This window comes from Streptomyces sp. NPDC048424, from assembly GCF_040651555.1.
GTDB lineage: Bacteria > Actinomycetota > Actinomycetes > Streptomycetales > Streptomycetaceae > Streptomyces.
Map to the genome: position 1 here is coordinate 1 of NZ_JBEZKE010000052.1, position 19,156 is coordinate 19,156.

General features: G+C 73.4%; 14 protein-coding genes. 8 read left to right on the forward strand and 6 right to left on the reverse strand.

The window, feature by feature from the left end:
- Window positions 1-184 precede the first annotated feature (184 nt).
- The gene (locus tag AB0D29_RS36940) at window positions 185-559 is read right to left on the reverse strand and encodes a DUF3499 domain-containing protein (protein ID WP_319734150.1); all 375 of its coding nucleotides are present in this window, start codon (window positions 557-559) and stop codon (window positions 185-187) included.
- A 93-nt stretch (window positions 560-652) separates the two neighbouring features.
- Here AB0D29_RS36940 and AB0D29_RS36945 point away from each other — a divergent pair, with 93 nt between their 5' ends.
- Complete coding sequence (locus AB0D29_RS36945; protein WP_362860254.1) at window positions 653-1,129, forward strand: metallopeptidase family protein; 477 nt, start codon at window positions 653-655, stop codon at window positions 1,127-1,129.
- 51 nt (window positions 1,130-1,180) lie between these two features.
- Here AB0D29_RS36945 and AB0D29_RS36950 read toward each other — a convergent pair whose 3' ends face one another.
- The 3 genes from AB0D29_RS36950 to AB0D29_RS36960 all read right to left on the reverse strand — a co-directional run bounded on the left by AB0D29_RS36950 (window position 1,181) and on the right by AB0D29_RS36960 (window position 6,834).
- The gene (locus tag AB0D29_RS36950; RefSeq protein WP_362860239.1) at window positions 1,181-2,665 is read right to left on the reverse strand and encodes a DUF5719 family protein; all 1,485 of its coding nucleotides are present in this window, start codon (window positions 2,663-2,665) and stop codon (window positions 1,181-1,183) included.
- Window positions 2,662-6,315: a glycosyltransferase gene (locus tag AB0D29_RS36955; RefSeq protein WP_362860240.1), complete on the reverse strand. Its 3,654-nt coding sequence runs from the start codon at window positions 6,313-6,315 to the stop codon at window positions 2,662-2,664. The genes AB0D29_RS36950 and AB0D29_RS36955 overlap by 4 nt, the downstream gene beginning before the upstream one ends.
- A gap of 255 nt (window positions 6,316-6,570) precedes the next feature.
- The gene (locus tag AB0D29_RS36960; RefSeq protein ID WP_003983763.1) at window positions 6,571-6,834 is read right to left on the reverse strand and encodes a WhiB family transcriptional regulator; all 264 of its coding nucleotides are present in this window, start codon (window positions 6,832-6,834) and stop codon (window positions 6,571-6,573) included.
- A 630-nt stretch (window positions 6,835-7,464) separates the two neighbouring features.
- Between AB0D29_RS36960 and AB0D29_RS36965 the strand changes: the two genes are divergently transcribed.
- From AB0D29_RS36965 to AB0D29_RS36975, 3 genes are read left to right on the forward strand one after another with little or no spacing between them, the layout of a single operon-like run.
- Window positions 7,465-8,037, forward strand: coding sequence for a cysteine dioxygenase family protein (locus tag AB0D29_RS36965; RefSeq protein WP_362860241.1), 573 nt, complete (start codon window positions 7,465-7,467; stop codon window positions 8,035-8,037).
- A gap of 32 nt (window positions 8,038-8,069) precedes the next feature.
- Window positions 8,070-9,029 carry a 2-phospho-L-lactate transferase gene (gene cofD, locus AB0D29_RS36970; protein ID WP_362860242.1) on the forward strand — a complete coding sequence of 320 codons (960 nt, stop codon included), beginning with the start codon at window positions 8,070-8,072 and terminating at the stop codon, window positions 9,027-9,029.
- On the forward strand, window positions 9,026-10,339 hold the full coding sequence (locus AB0D29_RS36975; RefSeq protein ID WP_362860243.1) for a coenzyme F420-0:L-glutamate ligase: 1,314 nt from the start codon (window positions 9,026-9,028) through the stop codon (window positions 10,337-10,339). Before cofD ends, AB0D29_RS36975 begins: the two co-directional genes overlap by 4 nt.
- A gap of 25 nt (window positions 10,340-10,364) precedes the next feature.
- Here AB0D29_RS36975 and AB0D29_RS36980 read toward each other — a convergent pair whose 3' ends face one another.
- A complete protein-coding gene (locus AB0D29_RS36980; RefSeq protein WP_362860244.1) occupies window positions 10,365-11,363 on the reverse strand; it encodes a DNA-3-methyladenine glycosylase 2 family protein in 999 nt (332 codons plus the stop codon).
- Between the two features lie 136 nt (window positions 11,364-11,499).
- Entirely contained in the window at window positions 11,500-12,900 is a 1,401-nt protein-coding gene (locus tag AB0D29_RS36985) for a peptidoglycan recognition protein (protein ID WP_362860245.1), read from the reverse strand.
- A 140-nt stretch (window positions 12,901-13,040) separates the two neighbouring features.
- Here AB0D29_RS36985 and AB0D29_RS36990 point away from each other — a divergent pair, with 140 nt between their 5' ends.
- The 4 genes from AB0D29_RS36990 (at window position 13,041) to AB0D29_RS37005 (ending at window position 19,078) form a co-directional block, all read left to right on the forward strand.
- On the forward strand, window positions 13,041-13,793 hold the full coding sequence (locus AB0D29_RS36990; protein WP_362860246.1) for a TIGR03089 family protein: 753 nt from the start codon (window positions 13,041-13,043) through the stop codon (window positions 13,791-13,793).
- Between the two features lie 269 nt (window positions 13,794-14,062).
- The gene (locus tag AB0D29_RS36995; protein ID WP_362860255.1) at window positions 14,063-15,343 is read left to right on the forward strand and encodes an LCP family protein; all 1,281 of its coding nucleotides are present in this window, start codon (window positions 14,063-14,065) and stop codon (window positions 15,341-15,343) included.
- A 222-nt stretch (window positions 15,344-15,565) separates the two neighbouring features.
- Window positions 15,566-17,308 carry an LCP family protein gene (locus AB0D29_RS37000; RefSeq protein ID WP_362860247.1) on the forward strand — a complete coding sequence of 581 codons (1,743 nt, stop codon included), beginning with the start codon at window positions 15,566-15,568 and terminating at the stop codon, window positions 17,306-17,308.
- Window positions 17,309-17,368: 60 nt separating this feature from the next.
- On the forward strand, window positions 17,369-19,078 hold the full coding sequence (locus tag AB0D29_RS37005) for an LCP family protein (protein ID WP_362860248.1): 1,710 nt from the start codon (window positions 17,369-17,371) through the stop codon (window positions 19,076-19,078).
- Window positions 19,079-19,156: the final 78 nt, after the last annotated feature.

Here is a 19,156-nt window from a genome sequence, read left to right on the forward strand (position 1 = left end):
TCCACGAACGCACCACCGAACAGCTCCGCCAAGGACTCGTCCCACTCGTCCGGCACAACGCCACGCACGTCATACGCCTTGACGATGTTCGAAAGATCTGCGGCCACTGCCTGCCCTCCTGAGGTTCTGTGCGGTTCGGCAAACCTACCCTGAACCAGAAGCGCCTTCCGAGGCGAGCGGGGCGTCAGGAATCGGGCGATCTCAGGACGCGCAGGTGTCCACGACGGGTCTCGCCGGTGACCGGGCGGCCCTGGCCGGAGCCGCCGGCCTCGGCCGCGCGCCCGGGCGGACGGGCGGCTTCGCGGACCGCGTTGGCGAGGGCTTCGAGGTCGTCGCCACTGGGGCGGGACGGCCCGGAGCCGTCGGACAGGCGGACGACGTCCCAGCCGCGCGGGGCGGTCAGGCGCTCCGAGTGCTCGGCACACAGGTCGTAGCAATGGGGTTCGGCGTAGGTGGCGAGCGGGCCGAGAACTGCGGTCGAATCGGCGTAGACGTACGTCAGTGTCGCGACGGCAGGGCGGCCGCACGCGGTGCGCGAACAGCGACGTACAAGGCTCACGACGTTGGACGGTACCGCACTCTTGACCGGGCCGCGACGACTCCACCGCCGCTCACTCCCCCGTGTCGTCCTCGGGGATACCCTGCGGGGGTGATGGACACCCCTCTGCCTCCCTGCCCCGGCGAGCCCCCCGCAGGGGCCCCCACCGAGCCGCGTCCGCGCCGGCGGGACCGGCACGGACGAGGGATGCGCGGGCCGGTGGCCCCTCCTCAGGTGCCGCTGTCGGCGAGCCGGGCGGAGCTGTTCGGGGACCTCGTACGGGACTCCGTGGAGCGGCTGGAACGGCGCTGGCCGCAGCTGGGCGAGGTGGAGTTCCTCGTCGGTGACGTTCCGGGTCCGCCGGGTGGTGCGGACGGCGGCTGGAACGACGAGGCGGTGCCGCTGGGTGCGGTGTCGGAGTCGCGTGAGGGGCGGCCGGCCCGGGTGGTGGTCTTCCGGCGGCCGGTGGAGATCCGTACGAAGACGCGGGACGAGAAGGCGATGCTGGTCCACGAGATCGTGGTGGAGCAGGTGGCGGAGCTGCTCGGGCTGTCGCCCGAGACCGTGGATCCGCGGTACGGGCAGGAGTGACGGAGGCGGGGACCCGTGGGGGTCCCCGCCTCGTCGTCCGGTGGAGCCGGGTTACCTGGTCAGGACCGAGAGGTCCTGGGCGGCCCGGGGGACGGCGACCGTGGAGTGGTCGTCCGACAAGGTCTGGACGGTGAACATCGCGATGCCGTCGGCCGGGAGGGACAGGGTGCGGGCCGCGTGGACCGGGCCGCCCGAGAGGGTCTCGACGGTGAGCGCGTAGGAGCCCTTGCCGCCGGCCGGGGCCAGGGACAGCGTCTGCGTGGTGCCGGCCTTGACCGTGACCTCCTGGGAGGCCGGCTCGCCGCCGCCGGTGCCCGGCGAGGCCGTCACCTTGACCTTGGCGTCCGCGGCGGGGGCGGTCAGCGACAGCACGGACGTGTTCTCGTCGGGGCGGTTGTCGGCCACGGTCGCCCGGGTCCCGACCGGTCCGGCGGCCGGGACGAAGCCGAGCTCCTGCTTGGCGCCGCTGCCGCGGACCACCCGTACCGCCGCGACGACCGGGGCGGCCTTCTTGGCGTCGGCCGGGCCCAGCAGCAGCGAACCGGCCTCGCCGCGGGTCAGGTCCTTGAGGTCCAGGACGGCCGTCATACCGGCCTTGACGTGCAGCTGTTCGCTGCCCGCCGGGCTGATCGCGCCGCCGGGTGCCGCCAGGCGCACCTTCAGGTCCGCGTCCTCCTCGCCCGGTACGAAGGCCACGAGCCGTACGGAGGCGGCGTCGGCCGGGATGCCCGGCAGCACCAGCGAGCCCGCCGGGTCCGTGGAGGCCGGCAGCCAGTCGGCGCCCACGCCCTCCTCGGCGACCTGCACCGAGGCGCCCACCCGGCCCGCGCGGGTCGTCACGTGGGCGGTGGCGTCGGCGAGCTGGGCGCTCGGGACGAGGGAGGAGAGCAGGACGGTCTTGGTGGACTTGGGGTCGACGCGGATGTTCTCGCTGGTGCCGCCCTCGGGCTTGGCCAGTCCATCCGGGCCGAAGAGCTTGATGTCGACGATGGCCGCGGCGTCGTCGGGGTTGGTGAGGTGGACGTAGTCCTCGCGGCCCTTGGCCGTGCTCACCGCCGGGAACCAGAAGTCGGTGCCGGGCGCGGTGCAGCCGACGCCGAGCACGCCGCGGGCCCGGCCGACCGAGACCTTGGTGGTCAGCTGGGCCGTCCAGCCGGGGGCGAGGGCCCCGTCGGCGCTGCCGGTGAGGGCGGGCGCGTCGGCGCCGTTGGCGGTGGCCCCGACGGGCTTGCCCGGTTCCTTGGCCTCCAGCACCGGCTTGGCGTCCTTGGTCGCGCCGAGCAGCCGGGCCGAGCCCTTGCCCTCTCCGGCGGGAGCGCCGGGGGTGAAGGAGGTGTACGTGGTCTCCGCGATGTCGGAGGAGCTGGGCCCCGGGCACACCAGCAGGGACCGCTCCACCGGCATCCGGGCCGCGGCCGCCGCCTTGCCGTCGGCGGTCCTGCCGTCGGCGGCGGGGGCGGTGAGGGCGGCAATGCCGGTGAGGGCGGCCAGCGCCGCGGTCACGGCGGCCAGCGTCAGGGGTGCGCGCTGCTTCACTGCTGGGGGCTCCCGTCAGGACGCGGGTCGTGCGGTGCGTGGGGGTCGTACGGTGCGTGGGGGTCGTACGGTGCGTGGGGGTCGTACTGCTCGTACTGCTCGTACGGGTACTGCTGCTGCGGGTACGGGGCCTCGTAGGCCTGCTGTCCCGGCTGCCCCTGCTGTCCCTGCTGCCCCTGCTGGTCGTATCCCGGGTACTGCTCGTACGGGATCGGCTGCTGGGGCTGCGGTTCGTAGGCGTAACCGCCCTGGTCGCCGTAGGCCTGGTAGGCGTACGACTCCTCGCCGTAGACCGGCTGCGCCGGGATCTGCGCGTACGGGTCGGCGACCGCGGCGGTCTCCACCGGTACGGGGGCGGGCTCGGCCTCGGCGCGCAGCCGGCGGGCGCGGCGGCCCTCGCCGGCCTCGCCCGGGCCGGGCTGGGACGGGATCGCGGCCTCCTCCTCGGGCAGGTCGTCGTCGAGCTGGGCGCGGCGGCCCGGCAGGGCCATCACCAGCAGGACCAGGGCGAGCAGGCCCTGCGCCCAGTACCAGGCGCTCTGCAGGAGGGAGTCCTCGTGGACGAGGTCGAGGCGGCCGCCGGCGGCGGGGAGTTCGAAGCCCTGCGCCCAGCCGTCGAGGGTCTTCGCCTTGAGGGGCTTGCCGTCGAGGGTGGCCTGCCAGCCGGCGTCGACGCGGTCGGCGATGCGCAGCACGCGGCCGGCCTCGCCCGAGGGGATCTTGCCGTGGGCCTCGACGGGTCCGGCGGCGACCGGGATGGGGGCCTCGCCCTGCTTGCCGGAGACGATGACGGCGCGGGGCAGCCAGGGCTCGACGCCCCACAGTGAGGTGCCGTCCTGCTGGTGGCGCCGGCTCAGGCCCGGGGTGGCGTCGAGGACGCGGCGGATCTCTTCGGGGCCGCCGGGGCGGAACATCACGAAGCGGATGGCGTAGGCGCTGAGCTGGCTGGACTGGTCGGCGCCGGAGCCGGCGACCAGGTTGGAGACGACCTTGTCGAGGCGGGGGTCGCCGCCGGTCCGGGCGGTGATCTCGGCGTCGCCGAGGCGGCCGCCGGAGCCTCGGACGAGGCTGTAGGAGACGGTGGCGGGCGGGTCCAGGTCGAGGATCAGGGTGCGGGTCTGGTTGTCGTCGCCGCCGGCGTCGGCGACGAAGGCCGGGACCTGGACCGGGTCGCGGCGCTCCAGCGGGCCGTCGGCGCCGGCGATCATCCAGGTGGCGGCGGCGACCAGCGGGCCCGCGGCGGCGGCGAGCGCGATGAGCGCGGCCAGTGGCTGGCGCCAGCCGAAGCTGCGGGCGGCGACCCGCTCCTTGGCTCCGTCCGCGCCGAGCGCGGCGGCCGCGAGCAGGGCGAGTCCGTAGACGAGGGTGGCGGGGCCGGCCCAGGCGGTCCGGTTGGCGAGGACGGCGAGGAGCAGTGCGGCCAGGGCGGCGGCCCAGGCGGTGCGGACGGCGAACTGGCGGTCGGTGCGCAGCAGGGCGGCCAGCGCGGCGAGGACGATGCCGGCGAGCAGCAGGCCGGCTCCGGTGCCGGGGCCGCCGGGGTTGATGCCGAGCAGGTCGAGGGCGCCGGCGGCGCCGGTGCCGTAGGGCAGTCCGGCCTCTTGGAGGAGGCGGCCGGGGTGCGTGAGCAGGCCGATCGACCAGGGCGCGAGGACGAGCAGCGGGACGGCGAGGGTGGCGAGCAGCCGGGGGCCGTACGCCTTCCAGTGCGCGCGGCGCAGGACGAGCGCGGCGGTCCCGAGGAGGGCGGCGAGCGGCCAGACCACGGGGGTGAAGGCGGTGGCCAGGGTCAGCAGGAGCGTGTACGTCCACACCGCGCGCCAGCTGCCCCGCTTGTCGGCGCTCGACTCGCCGCCGCCGAGGGCGAAGGCGGCGACGGCGGAGCGGGCGATGAGCGGCAGTACGACGGCGAGGACGGCGGTGCCGAGGCGGCCGCCGGCGAGGGCTCCGGTGACGGCGGGGAGGAAGGCGTAGGCGACGGCGGCCCAGGCGCGCAGCAGCCGGGACTCGACGAGCGGCCGGGAGGCGAAGTAGGCGGTGAGGCCGGCGAGCGGGACGGATCCGACGAGCAGCAGGGTCAGTGCGGCCTGGGTGGAGCCGAACAGCAGGGTGGCGAGGGCGCCGAGGACGGCCAGGTAGGGGGGCGCGGAGGCGGTGGAGCCGGTGCCGACGGCCTGCCAGCCGTCGGTGTAGGCGCGCCAGAGGTCGGGGCCGCTGTCGGGGGCGGGCAGCAGGGCGCCGCCCATGAGGGAGCCGCCGCCGACGAGGCCGCGGCAGGCGGCGAGGGAGACGAGCAGGAGGAGGCCGAAGAGGACCGGCGCGGGGTTGCGGGCGATCCGCTTGAGGCGGGCGAAGCGCTCCTCGGCCACGGCGTAGTCGCCGTCCTCGCCGGGGGCGGTCAGGATGCTGCCTCCGCCGTGCCGGCCGGCGGGTGCGACGTCGGTGTCGCGGTCGCCGCCGAAGTAGCCGGCGAGCTGTTCCGCGTTGGCCCGCAGGGAGGCTCCCGGCGGGGGGAAGAGCGGGCGCAGGTCGGCGGCGGGGACGGCTGGGCGGCGGCGGGCCTTGCGGGCGGCGAGGATCCGGCCGGGGCGCAGCAGGGTGGCGAGGAGGCCGGTGATCTCGTCGACGGCCTGGCCGGGGGCCTTGCCGATGAGGTAGGCGAGGGTGCGCAGGACGGTGCCGAGGAGGACGCGCAGCAGGACGTAGGGCAGGGCGCGGCCGGAGCTGTTGGCGAGGATGGTGTAGACGGCGCCGGCCTTGTCGACGCGGTGCGGGCCGGCCGCGGTGCGGCCGGCGCAGTCGACGGTGCGGCGTTCGCGGGCGGAGGCCTCGGCGTGGCGCAGTACGGCGTCGGGGGCGACGAGCACGGTGTGGCCGGCGCTCTGGGCGCGCCAGCACAGGTCGACGTCGTCGCGCATCAGGGGCAGGCGGCGGTCGAAGCCGCCGAGGTCGTCGTAGACGTCGCGGCGGACCAGCATGCCGGCGGTGGAGACGGACAGCACGGGGCGGACCTGGTCGTGCTGGCCCTGGTCCTGTTCCCGGCGGTCGAGTCCGGTCCAGCGGCGGCCGCTGCGGGCGATGGTGACGCCGGCTTCGAGGAGCTGCTTCTTGTCGTACCAGCCGCGCAGTTTGGGGCCGATGACGGCGGCGTCGGGGTTCTCCTCGGCGACGCGGAGCAGTTCGGTGAGGGCGTCGGGTTCGGGGGCGCTGTCGTCGTGCAGGAGCCAGAGCCACTGGACGGGTTCGCCGTGGGGGAGTTCGGGGAGGTCGTACGTGTCGTCGCGCCAGGTGCGGCTGACGGGGTCCCAGCCGCTGGGGCGCTTGAGGTACGGGAGGTCCTCGGGGGTCAGGGTGCCCGCGCTGCGGGCGGATTCGTCCACGGCCGTGCCGAATCCGGTGCGGCGGGCGAGGTGCAGGACGCGGTCGTCGCCGAGGGCCTCGGTGAGCAGCCGCGCGGATTCGTCGGCGCTGCCGGTGTCGGCGGCGATGTGGTTCTGCGCGGGGCGTTCCTGGCCGAGGAGGCCGGCGAGTGTCCGGGGCAGCCAGCGGGCGCCGTCATGGGCGACGAGGACCGCGGTGACTACGTGCCGGGGGAACTCGGGTGTGGCGGGGGCCTGGTGGGAGGCCGCCGACTGGCTGTGCAGGGACATCGCGCTACTGGCCCTCCGGCCTGGGGGTCCCTCCGGACGGGGCCGGGGGGAGGGTCCGGGGGTGGTGTGCCCTCGGAGGCTGCTGGACAGCGCCCCACCCTAACGGCTGGCAACACAACGGTCCGCCTCCTGCGGGGAAGGTGCAGGAGGCGGACCGTTTGACGTGCTCTGTGTGATGTCTTTGTGATGTCTTTCGTACGTGCGATATGTCGTGCGCTGTGCGGTGGGTGCCGGGTCGGTGGTGCCCCGGCCGTTTCAGACCGCTGCCTTTTTCAGCCGGCGGCGTTCGCGCTCGGACAGACCGCCCCAGATGCCGAATCGCTCGTCGTTGGCGAGGGCGTACTCAAGGCATTCGGAGCGGACTTCGCAGGCGAGGCAGACCTTCTTGGCCTCGCGGGTGGAGCCGCCCTTCTCGGGGAAGAAGGACTCGGGGTCGGTCTGGGCGCACAGAGCGCGCTCCTGCCATCCGAGCTCCTCGTCCGCCTCCTCGACCAGCAGTTCCTGAAACAGCTCGGTCATGTGCGCCCCTCGCTCTGTCTGTGCGTCCCCGTGGTGATGCCGTTACTGATCGCTACGTAACGACACGAGTGAAATTACAAGTGCGTGGCTCCGGAGCAGTCAAGCCGGGATCTGCTATTGGGCCCCTTATTCACTCTGCGGAACCAAGCGTATGCAGAAAGTGTTCATATCGCCAAAAATCGTGACACATGCATCAGGTGTCGCGAGACTCCCCCCTTCACCCGTTATCCACGTGCCCCCTGGGGGCGGGGTTGCGATCCGGCCGGAGAAGCGGCGCAGATCACATTCCGGTCACGAGATGACGGGTTGGGTTTGTGCCCTGGCACAGCGCCACATCCCCTGCCGGAGATTGCACAAACCTTTCTCCGCGCACAGTAACCGGATGAGGTGAAACTTTTACCCCAAAGCGGACATTGGGTTGACAGTCCGACCTCCGAACCGTTCTCCTTGTTCGCATGTCAGCGCCCGCAGCCGCCACCCGGACCCCCATTCGTGGGTTCCTGTGCGCTGCCCAGGTTCGCTGTTGCTGTTGCAGCTGTTGATGCCCCCGGAGCCCCGGCTCCCGTGAGCTCCGGCCCGCCCCCACAGCAACCGCCAGCACGACTGACATCCGTCGAGGTAACCCCCACGATGAACAGCACGTACAGCGCCACCCCCACTGCCGCCGCCCCTGCCGCTCCCGCGCCCCTGACGCCCGCAGCGCCCGCAGCGCCCGTCGAGAGCGACCTGCAGATCGCCGGCGACATCCTCGCCGTCCAGCACCTCCTCCAGCCCGCCCGGGAACACCCGGCCACCATCGCCGAGTTCGTCGGCCTCGCCCGCTCCATCGCCGAGGACCGCGCCTCCTGGGAGCACCTCGTCCGCTACGACGCCACCACGCGCTGGTACCACCGGCTGCGCACCGGCCCCGGCTACGAGGTCTGGCTGCTCAGCTGGGTCCCCGGCCAGGGCAGCGGCCCGCACGACCACGGCGCCTCCTCCGGCGTCCTGACCGTGCTCGAAGGCGAGCTCACCGAGCACACTTCACGCGGACGGCTCACCCACCGCCCAGGAACCCAGCGCGTCCTCGCCCCCGGCTTCGCGCACGAGGTCGTCAACGACACCCTCGACGGCGCGGTCAGCCTGCACGTGTACTTCCCCGGCCTGACCGAGATGCCGATGCACAGCTGCTCCCCGGCCGAGTCCGAGTCCGTACCCGCCTGACCCGTCCGTCGCTCCGCTGACAGACTGTCCGCATGCGCATTGTTGTTCTGGCCGGCGGTATAGGCGGCGCCCGGTTCCTTCGCGGACTCAAGTCGGCACTGCCCGACGCGGACATCACGGTCATCGGCAACACCGGTGACGACATCCACCTGTTCGGGCTCAAGGTGTGCCCCGACCTCGACACGGTGATGTACACCCTCGGCGGTGGCATCAACGAGGAACAGGGCTGGGGCCGCACCGACGAGTCCTTCACCGTCAAGGAGGAGCTCGCGGCGTACGGGGTCGGACCCACCTGGTTCGGCCTCGGCGACCGCGACTTCGCCACCCACATCGTCCGTACGCAGATGCTCGGCGCGGGCTACCCGCTGAGCGCCGTCACCGAGGCCCTCTGCGACCGCTGGCAGCCCGGGGTGCGGCTGCTGCCCATGTCCGACGACCGGGTCGAGACCCACGTCGCGATCACCGAGGCCGGGACGGGAGAGCGACGGGTCATCCACTTCCAGGAGTACTGGGTCCGGCTGCGCGCCGCGGTGGACGCGGAGGCCGTCGTACCCGTCGGCGCCGAGCAGGCCAAGCCCGCGCCCGGCGTGCTGGAGGCCATCGCCGCCGCCGACGTGATCCTCTTCCCGCCGTCGAACCCCGTGGTCTCGGTCGGGACGATCCTCTCCGTGCCCGGCATCCGGGAAGCCGTGGCCACCGCCGCGGCGCCCGTGATCGGCCTCTCCCCCATCGTCGGGGGCGCGCCCGTGCGCGGGATGGCCGACAAGGTGCTGGCCGCGGTCGGCGTCGAGGCCACGGCCGCGGCGGTCGCCCTGCACTACGGGACCGGGCTGCTCGACGGCTGGCTGGTGGACACCGCCGACGCGGACGCCGTCGCCGAGGTGGAGGCCGCCGGGATCACCTGCCGCGCCGTGCCGCTGATGATGACCGACCTGGAGGCCACCGCCGAGATGGCCAGGGCCGCGCTGGAACTGGCGGAGGCCTCCCGGTGACGGAGCCGACCACCGGACGCGTGCCTTCGTACGAGGTGCGGGCCGTCGGCGGGATGCCGGAGGTCAGGCCGGGCGACGACCTGGCGAAGCTGATCACGACGGCCGCGCCCGACCTGCGCGACGGGGACGTCCTGCTCGTCACGTCGAAGATCGTCTCCAAGGCCGAGGGCCGGATCGTCGAGGCGGACTCGCGCGAGGCCGCCGTAGACGCGGAGACCGTACGGGTGGTCGCGCGCCGCGGCCCCCTGCGCATCGTCGAGAACCGGCAGGGCCTGGTGATGGCCGCCGCCGGGGTGGACGCCTCCAACACCACCCCCGGCACGGTGCTGCTGCTGCCCGAGGACCCCGACGCCTCGGCCGCCGCGATCCGCGCCGGCGTGCGCGACGTCCTCTCCGTGGACGTGGGCGTGGTCGTCACCGACACCTTCGGGCGGCCGTGGCGCACCGGACTCACCGACGTGGCGATCGGCTCGGCCGGCGTGCGGGTCCTGGACGACCTGCGCGGGGGCACGGACGCGCACGGCAATCCGCTGAGCGCGACGGTGGTGGCGACCGCGGACGAGCTGGCCGCCGCCGGCGACCTGGTCAAGGGCAAGGCCGCCGGGCTGCCGGTGGCCGTCGTGCGCGGCCTGGCCCACGTCCTGGGCGAGGGCTCCTCGGCCCGGGACCTGGTGCGCACGCCCGCCGACGACATGTTCCGGCTGGGCACCTCGGAGGCCGTACGGGAAGCCGTCACGCAGCGCCGTACCGTACGGGCCTTCACGGCGGAGCCGGTGGACCCGGGCGCGGTACGGCGGGCGGTGGCGGCGGCCGTGACGGCCCCGGCCCCGCACCACACGACGCCGTGGCGGTTCGTGCTGCTGGAGTCCGAGGCCTCGCGGACGGAGCTGCTGGACGCGATGCGGGACGCGTGGATCGCGGACCTGCGCGCGGACGGCAAGTCCGAGGAGTCCGTGGCGAAGCGGGTGCGGCGCGGGGACGTGCTGCGCAACGCCCCGTACCTGGTGGTGCCGTGCCTGGTGACGGACGGCGCGCACCACTACGGGCACGCGCGGCGGGACGCGGCGGAGCGGGAGATGTTCGTGGTCGCGATGGGCGCGGGCGTGCAGAACCTGCTGGTCGCGCTGGCCGGCGAGCGGCTGGGGTCGGCGTGGGTGTCCTCGACGATGTTCTGCCGGGACGTGGTGCGGGAGGTGCTGGGGCTGCCGCGGGACTGGGACCCGATGGGCGCGGTGGCGGTGGGCCACCCGGCCTCGGCTCCGGCCGGCCGGCCGGTCCGGACGGCGGAGGAGTTCATCGAGGTCCGCTGAGTCCTCGGGCCGGCGGGTCAGTGGGTCAGAGCCGGCCGATGTCGCTGCGCGGCATGCGGGGCGTGCGGCGGGGCGGGGTGTGGCCCGCGAGGAGGATGAGGCGGGCGGCGCGGTGGCGCTGCCCGGCGTACGGGGCGAGGAGCTCCAGCATGGCGTCGTCGTCGGTGTCGCGGTCGCCGACGAGGGCGTAGCCGATGATGCCGGGCAGGTGGAGGTCGCCGGTGGTCACGGCGTCGGGGTCGCCGTTGCTGCGCTGGAGGGTTTCGGCGGAGGTCCACGGGCCGATGCCGGGAACGGCCTCCAGCCTCCGCACGGCCTCGGCCGGGGCCATGGCGGCGGCCTCCTCCAGGCGGTTCGCCACGCGGGCGGCCCGGACGATGGTGGCGGAGCGCTTGGCGTCGACCCCGGCCTTGTGCCAGTCCCAGGACGGGATCATGGCCCAGGTGCGGGCGTCGGGCACGACGTACAGGTCCTGCGGCCCGGGCGCGGGCTCGCCGTACTGCCTCACGAGGCGGCGCCAGGAGCGGTAGGCCTCGTCGGAGGTGACCTTCTGCTCCAGGACCGTGGGGATCAGGGACTCCAGGACCATGCCGGTACGGGTGAGACGCAGGCCCGGGCGGCGGCGGTGGCTGGCGTGCACGAGGCGGTGGCGGGGGACGAAGGCGGCGGGGTCGTCGTCGGCGCCGAGGAGCACGGGGAGCTGTTCGAGGAACCAGTCGGCGCCGGGGCCCCAGGCCTCGGCGTGCACCTGCTCGCCCGCGCGGGCCACGCGGAGGGTGGCGGGGCCCTGCGGGGTGCGGGCGGTGCGCCAGAGCGAGCCGTCGGGGGTGGTGCGGAAGGTGGGGTCGGCGGGGCCGCGTCTGAGGGGGCCGAGGGTGAGGCCGAGGTCGAGGGGGCCGTCGGGGGTCCACCGGCGTTCCTTGGCGCCGACGCCGACGCCGGCGCCGGCGCCTCGGCCCGGGGGGACGTCGGTGCGGCCGCCGCGCACGGCGGTACGGGTGAGTGGATCGAAGCGGCCGGCCATGCGTCGAGCGTAGCCCTGCCGCTTGCTCCACCCCGAACCCCGCCGGGCTCCGCCCCGCACCCCGCGCCTCAAACGCCGGCGAGGCTGGATTCGGCGGGGCCGGGCCATGCGGAGTGAAACTGCGGACCGCCGGGGGCTAGCGGCCTTGGAGTTTTGCCGAGCTCGTCCGCGTCGTCGGGAGTTTGCCGTACAGCTTCTTGCCCGGGCATTCCGTGGCGAAGCCGTCGCGGTGGCCCGAGATGACGTTCATCGACACGTTCCTGCCCTTGGGGTAGCGGTTGCCGCCGCCCGACGTCAGCGTCGTCTTCCCGCGCGGGTCGCGGCCGAAGAGGCCGAGCTTCCAGGCCGTGAGGCGGGCGACCGCGTCGACCGCCACCGCCGGGGGCGCCGCCGAGGTGTAGGTGCCGAGCACCACCACGCCCATGCTGTTCGTGTTGAAGCCCATGGTGTGGGCGCCGAGCACCGCCTTGGAGACACCGCCCGCGCGGCCCTCGTAGACCGTGCCGCACTTGTCGACGGCGAAGTTGTAGCCGAGGTCGCGCCAGCCGCTGCTGATCACGTGGTAGCGGTACAGGCTGCGCAGCACCGCCGGGGCGTCCTTGCAGGCGTAGTTGTTGCCGGAGGCGCTGTGGTGGACGAAGGCCGCCTTCACCGTGCTGGTGTAGACGAAGGCCCTCTCGCGCAGGGACTCGTCGGCGCCCCACCCCTTGCGGGTGACGATGCGCGGGCGCGGGCCGATGAACGGTGCGGCCGCCGCGGTCAGTTCGCCGTCGCTCGCGAAGACGGCGTCGGCGGTGGAGTCGGCCTTGTTCAGCTCCGGGATCTCGTCGGCGCCGAGCGCGGCGTGCGGCACGTTCGCCGCGGAGGACTCGGCCATCTCCATCGTCATGCCGGGGGCGACCACCTCGCCCTTGTCGTCGCCCACCGGGCCGCCGTTCTTGCCGTCCGCCACCCTGACGGGCACGTCCGCGCCCGGGTCGACGAGTTCGATCCGCATGCCCGAGGGCAGCCGGGATCCCGGGCGGGTGGACGGGGCGCCGGGTTCGGCCTGGACGCGGACCTCGACGCCGTCGGACGCGCCGACCCACAGCGGGGCGGTGGCGCCGCGGACGCGGCCGGACGCGCGTTCCGCCGCGCCGGGGTCGGCCGCGTGCTCGCTGTTGTGGATCTCGACGTCCTGCCAGTCGGACCAGGCGGCAGTGCGGGCGGAGCGGGTACGGACCTGGACCCGGCCGTTGAGTTCGGTGCCGGCGTCGTCCCAGACGACGCCGACCAGCGAGAACGTCTTGACCTCGCGGGCGTCCAGGCCCTGCGTCTCTGGCACGCGGGGCGAGGCGCTCATGCCGGGGACGCCGGGGGTGCGGTCCGCCGAGGGTCCCAGGGGGACGAGCGGCAGCGACTGGGTGGACCCGCCTGGGGTCACGGGAGCGACCGCGCCCGTGGAAGGAGTGGCCAGGGCCGGAGTAGGGAGCGCGAGGGGCAGGGCCAGTGCGGCGGCCGTCGCGACGCCGATCGAGGAAGCAAGGAATCCACGCATGAAAAGGATGGTGAACACCCGCACGGCCCGGCGCCATCCGAGAACTGACGGTGCGTCCGGTGGCCGGCCGTGTACCCCTCCCCCGTACGGTGGAGCCGGCGGCCCCCGTACGGGGGACGGGCCCGCGTACCCTGTGCCGGGTGAACGCCACTGACCGCACCCCTGCCGACCTGCTGCGATCCGCGCTCGCCGCCGATCCGGGCCGCCCGCTCGTCACCTTCTACGACGATGCCACCGGCGAGCGCGTCGAATTGTCCGTCGCGACCTTCGCCAATTGGGTGGCCAAGACCGCCAATCTGCTCCAGGGCGACCTGGGCGCAGAGCCCGGTGACCGGCTCGCGCTGCTGCTCCCGGCGCACTGGCAGAGCGCGGTCTGGCTGCTCGCCTGCGCCTCGGTCGGGGTCGTGGCCGAGATCGGCGGGGACCCGGCCGGTGCGGACCTCGTCGTCAGCGGGCCGGACACGCTGGAGCAGGGTCTCGCGTGCCCCGGAGAGCGGGTGGCGCTCGCGCTGCGGCCGCTGGGCGGGCGGTTCCCGCAGGCGCCGCCGGCCGGGTACGTGGACTACGCGGTGGAGGTGCCGGGCCAGGGCGACCGCTTCGCCCCCTTCGCGCCGGTGCACGCCGATGACGCCGGGCTGGTCGTCGGCGGCGAGGAGCTCTCGTACGCGGCGCTCACCGACCGCGCCCGCGAGGACGCGGCGAAGCTCGGCCTCGGCGCGGACGCGCGGGTGCTGACCGGGCTCGGCTACGACACCTGGGACGGGCTCTCGGCCGGGCTCTACGCCCCGCTGGCCGCGGGCGGGTCCGTGGTGCTGTGCCGGAACCTGGACCGGCTGTCGGCGCCGGCGCTGGCCCAGCGGACCGAGAGCGAGCGCGTCACCCACACCCTGTAGACCGTCCGCCGCCGCCCGGGCCGCGCGGGCCGCGCGGTCCCTCCCGGTCTCCGCCCGGGCCGTCAAGGGCGCAGTCCCTGCGCCCGTCACCCACACTGCTCAACCGCGGGAACGGGCGATTTGTCACCCGGACGGCCCTAGACAGGCCCCCGCCCCCAGGCTGCTCCGGCGGCCCGGGGGCAGGATCGGCAGTGGCCGCACCCACCCGTACGGCCGGGCCTGAGGTCGTAGCGGCGAGGGGACGGACGCCAGTGACGGGCAGCGCAGGCATACCGGGCGACACCGGTGCGGACGCGGGAGCCGGACGGCCCCCGCGCAGCCGCCGGCGCCGGCTGCTGCGCTGGATCGGCCTCGGGCTGGCCCTCCTGGTCCTGGCGGGGGCCGCCACCGGCTGGTGGCTCTACAACAAGCTCGACGGGAACATCACCGAGGACACCTCCGCGGCGTCCGAGCTGGGCCGCTACGAGCGCGACCGCCCGGCGCACCTCGCCACCGGCTCCCAGAACATCCTGCTGATCGGCTCGGACTCGCGCTCCGGCAAGGACAACGCCCCGTACGGTCAGGACGAGGGAACCGAGCGCTCGGACACCACGATCCTGCTGCACCTGCCGGAGGACCGCAGGAGCGCGACGGCGGTGTCGATACCGCGGGACCTGATGACGGAGATCCCGCCCTGCCTGAAGGCGGACGGGAGCCGTACCGGCGATCGGTTCGCGCAGTTCAACTGGGCGTTCCAGTGGGGCGGGGCCGCCTGCACGATCCGTACCGTGGAGAAGCTCACCGGGATCCGGGTCGACCACCACATGGTGATCGACTTCGGCGGGTTCAAGAAGATGGTCGACGCCATCGGCGGGGTCGAGATCTGCCTCAAGGAGCCGGTGGACGACTCCGAGGCCAAGCTGAGGCTGGCCGCCGGGCGGCAGACCCTCCAGGGGGAGCAGGCGCTGGGCTTCGTCCGTGCCCGGTACAGCCTGGGCAACGGCAGTGACACCGAACGGATGGAGCGCCAGCAGCAGTTCCTCGGCTCGCTCGTCAAGAAGGTGAAGAGCAACGGGGTTCTGCTGAATCCGGCGCGGCTGTACCCGCTGCTGGACGCGGCGACCTCCTCGGTGACCACGGACCCCGGGCTGGCCTCCCTGCGCGGCCTGTACGAACTCGTGCGCGGCATACGGGACATACCGACGGACCAGGTGAAGTTCCTGACCGTGCCCCGCCGGCCCTACTCCGCCGACCCGAACCGGGACGAGCTGGCGGAGCCGGACGCGGCGCGGCTGTTCCAGCAGCTGCGGACGGACCGGCCGGTGACGGTCGCCCCGCCGGAGGGCGTGACCACGCCCACACCCACACCCTCGGCCACGCCCTCGACCACGCCCTCGGCCACCCCCTCGACCACGCCCTCACCTGCGCTCACGCCCGCACCCACGGACGGCACCGAACCGGCCGCGACGGCCGGGACGACGGCGGGGACGGCCACCGGTGGAACCGTGACACCCTCCGTTCCCGTCCCCACCTTTACCGGCACCACGGCGGAGAACGCCGACTGCCGGTAAAGCAATCCCAAAAGCCGGTGACCGAACCGAGTGGGATGGGCGGTTCACCCCGTTATAAGGGGAGTGGAATTTGTCACCAGCATGGTTTGCGGCCGAACAGGGCGGATAGGGTGAGCGATCCGGTGCCCGGCCGGACCAGAGACCGGGCGCCAGCAGCCGGATCGTTGACCGGGCGCCTGGGGGAGGCGCGTCGCGAGGCACCGACGGAGGATTCGAGCAACCGTGGATGCGCAAAGCCGTGGACGGGCGGACGAGATCGACCCCGCCGACCAGTGGGTGCTCAATCCCCGCACAGGCAACTACGAACTGCAACTGGGCGACTCCGCTGCGCAGGCGCAGCCGCGCCCCAGAGTCGGCGCGCCCCGCAGATCGGCCTCGGCCCCTGCCGCTCCCACCGCCCCCTCCCCCGGCGTACCGAAGCCGCGCCGCGGCGACGGCCCGCCCGGCGGCCGGCGCGGCGGTCGCTCCCGCAAGGGCGGCGGTGGCGGCGGACGCCGTAAGAAGGCGCTGCTGATCACCAGCGGGACGCTGGCGTTCCTGTTGGTCGGCGGCGCCACGGCGGCGTACCTCTACTACGACCACCTGAACGGCAACCTCAGCGTCACCGACGTCGCGGGAGCGGGCACGGGCGGTTTCAAGAAGGACCAGCCCATCAACATCCTGGTCATCGGCACCGACAAGCGCAGCGGCGCCGGCAACGAGGGCTACGGGGACAAGGACAGCGTCGGCCACGCCGACACGACGATCCTGTTCCACGTCTCGAAGGACCGGACGAACGCGACCGCGCTGTCCATCCCCCGCGACCTGATCACCAACATCCCTGCCTGCCCGACGAAGCAGCCGGACGGTTCGACGAAGACGATCCCGCCCGTCAAGAACACCCGCTTCAACACCAGCCTGGGCCAGGAGGGCCGCGACGCGGGCTGCACCATGCGCACGGTCAAGGAACTCACCGGGATCGAGGTCGACCACTTCATGATGGCCGACTTCAACGCCGTCAAGACGCTGAGCACGGCGGTCGGCGGCGTACCGGTGTGCCTGGACAAGGCCGTGAACGACGAGGAGGGCTCCCACCTCAAGCTGGGACCCGGCGAACACCGGCTGGAGGGCGAGCAGGCCCTCGCCTTCGTCCGTACCCGGCACGGTTTCGGCAACAACAGCGACCTCGACCGGATCAGGATCCAGCAGCAGTTCCTGGGTTCGATGATGCGTGAGATGAAGTCCAAGGAGACGCTGACCAGTCCCAAGAAGTTCCTGTCCCTCGCGGAGGCGGCCACCAAGTCGCTGGGCGTGGACTCGGGGATCGGGTCCATCTCCAAGCTCACCGACCTGGCGGGTGAGTTGAAGAACATAGACACGAAGAACGTCACCTTCACCACCCTGCCCGTGAAGGACAATCCGGCCGAACCGGAGGGCAAGAAGGCGACCGTCGTCGTCGAGAAGTCCCTGGCCGATCCGCTGTTGCAGATGATCCGGGGGGACGTCTCGCTCACGGAGGTCGAGAAGAAGGAGCAGGCGGCGAAGGAGGCGGCCGACGCGGACGCGAAGGCCAAGCAGGACGCGCTGCTCCAGGGCAACCGGGCGCCCGCGACCGACGTACGGGTGAGCGTGTACAACGGCGGCGGGCCCTCGGGCGCCGCCTCCACCACGCTGAACTGGCTGCAGAACACCAAGGGGATGTCCAAGGCCAGCAACCAGGGCAACGCCCCGGCGAAGGTCGGGGCCACGCAGCTGGAGTACGCGCCCAACCAGGCCGACCAGGCCCGGGCGCTCGCGGACGCCCTGGGGCTGCCGGCCACCGCGCTGAAGATGGGGACGGCGGACGCGGCGGCGAAGGCCCCGATGAAGCTGACGCTGGGTCCGGACTTCGACAAGCCGGGGGCACCGCTCGGGGCGCCGGCCCCGCAGCAGCTTCCCGAGGACGTCCAGCAGGCCCAGGCCGACAAGGCGATCTGCGCCAAGTAGCGGGACGCAGCCGGTCGCACCGGCACACAGACGACCAAGAAGGATCTTGAGGGGGGACGCGTGAGGCACAGCAGCGTGCGGGGGGAGGGGGCGACCGCCCAGGCCGCCGGGGACATACCCGGCGGCGCGGCGGACGCGCCCGGCGTGGTGCCCGCACCGCGGGGCGGCTCCAGGGCCGTCCGGCGTGCGGCCGCCCGCCAGCGCCCCACCAGACGGGGGCGGCGGCGCGTGCTGCGCTGGGTGTCCTCCGTCCTGTCCCTGCTCATACTCGGGACGGCGGCGGCCGGATACCTGTACTACCGCCATCTGAACGGCAGCATCCAGACGGACGCGCTGAACCTCGGCGAGACCAAACTGGGCGGTTCCAAGCCCAACGCCTTCGGGCAGACCCCGCTGAACATCCTGCTCATCGGCTCCGACGCGCGCGACGACGCGGAGAACCAGGCGCTGGGCGGGGCCACGAACACCTTCGACGGCCCGCCCCTCGCGGACGTGCAGATGCTGCTGCACCTGTCCGCCGACCGCAGCAACATGTCCGTGGTGTCGATGCCGCGCGACACGATGCTGATGATGCCCAAGTGCACCGAGCCGGGCGGCAAGGTGTACCCCGCCAGCAAGGGGCTCGTCCAGACGAACGAGTCCCTCCAGCGCGGCGGACCGGGCTGCACCGTCGCCGCGTGGACCGAGCTGACCAAGATCCCCATCGATCACTTCATGATGATCGACTTCAAGGGTGTGGTGTCCATGGCGGACGCCATCGGCGGTGTCCCGGTCTGCGTCGAGCAGAACGTGCACTCCCGCACCCGTGACGGCAAGGGCTCGGGCCTGAAGCTGCCGAAGGGCGAGAACATCATCCAGGGCGAGGTGGCCCTGCAGTGGCTGCGCACCCGCTACGGCTTCGAGGACGGCACCGACATCGGGCGCACCCACGCCCAGCACCAGTACATGAACTCGATGGCCCGGGAGTTCCGCAAGAACGCCAAGCTCACCAACCCGGTGAAGCTCAACAGCCTGGCGCAGGCGGCGATCCAGGCCATGGTCGTGGACACCGGCCTGAACAAGATCGACAAGCTGTACGACCTCAGCATGGAGCTCAAGAAGGTTCCGCCGGGGCGGATCACCATGACCACCATGCCCTGGGTCTACAGCACGAAGCCCGGTATGGACGGACGCGTCGAGCCCATGGCGGGCGAGGCCGAGGACCTGTTCCGGATGGTCCGCGAGGACATCGCGCTCGACGGCAAGGGCTCCGGCACCCCGGAGGGCGGCGCCTCTCCCTCACCTGGCGCGAGCGGTTCCCCGTCCGCCCCGGGCCAGCAGCCGACCACCGCCCCGACCACCGCACCCGCCGCCGCCCCGGCGAAGATCGTGGTCAGCGTCCGCAACTCCACCGGCGGCAAGGACGGCGCCCAGGTCAGGGCCAAGAACCGGGCGAACGACGTGGCGGCGCTGCTCGCCGCCAAGGGATTCACCAAGGCCGGCGCCGACACCCAGACCGGGGCCGAGGACACCACGGTGGTCCGCTTCGCCACCGACGGCCAGGCGGCCGACGCGGCGGCCGTGGCCACCGCGCTGGGCCTGCCCGCCACCTCGGTGCAGAAGTCCGACCAGGTTGCCGGGATCGTCCTGTTCGTCGGCAAGGACTGGCGGACCGGCGACGCGCCGACCCCGCCGCCGCCCGCCCCGACCGTGGCCCCGACGTCCGCCCACGCGCTCAACGGCGACAACGACAAGGCCTGCATGCCGATCCAGCCGGGCTTCACCTGGTAACGGGTCCCCGGCCCTCCTGAGCACGCGGAAGGGGCCCGGCGCGGAGGCTGTTCACACAGCCGCCGTGCCGGGCCCCTT

Coding starts and splice junctions, on each gene's coding strand:
- AB0D29_RS36945 (WP_362860254.1), top strand. CDS start 653: ATGGACACCCCTCTGCCTCCCTGCCCCGGCGAGCCCCCCGCAGGGGCC.
- AB0D29_RS36955 (WP_362860240.1), bottom strand. CDS start 6,315: ATGTCCCTGCACAGCCAGTCGGCGGCCTCCCACCAGGCCCCCGCCACA.
- AB0D29_RS36960 (WP_003983763.1), bottom strand. CDS start 6,834: ATGACCGAGCTGTTTCAGGAACTGCTGGTCGAGGAGGCGGACGAGGAG.
- AB0D29_RS36965 (WP_362860241.1), top strand. CDS start 7,465: ATGAACAGCACGTACAGCGCCACCCCCACTGCCGCCGCCCCTGCCGCT.
- cofD (WP_362860242.1), top strand. CDS start 8,070: ATGCGCATTGTTGTTCTGGCCGGCGGTATAGGCGGCGCCCGGTTCCTT.
- AB0D29_RS36980 (WP_362860244.1), bottom strand. CDS start 11,363: ATGGCCGGCCGCTTCGATCCACTCACCCGTACCGCCGTGCGCGGCGGC.
- AB0D29_RS36985 (WP_362860245.1), bottom strand. CDS start 12,900: ATGCGTGGATTCCTTGCTTCCTCGATCGGCGTCGCGACGGCCGCCGCA.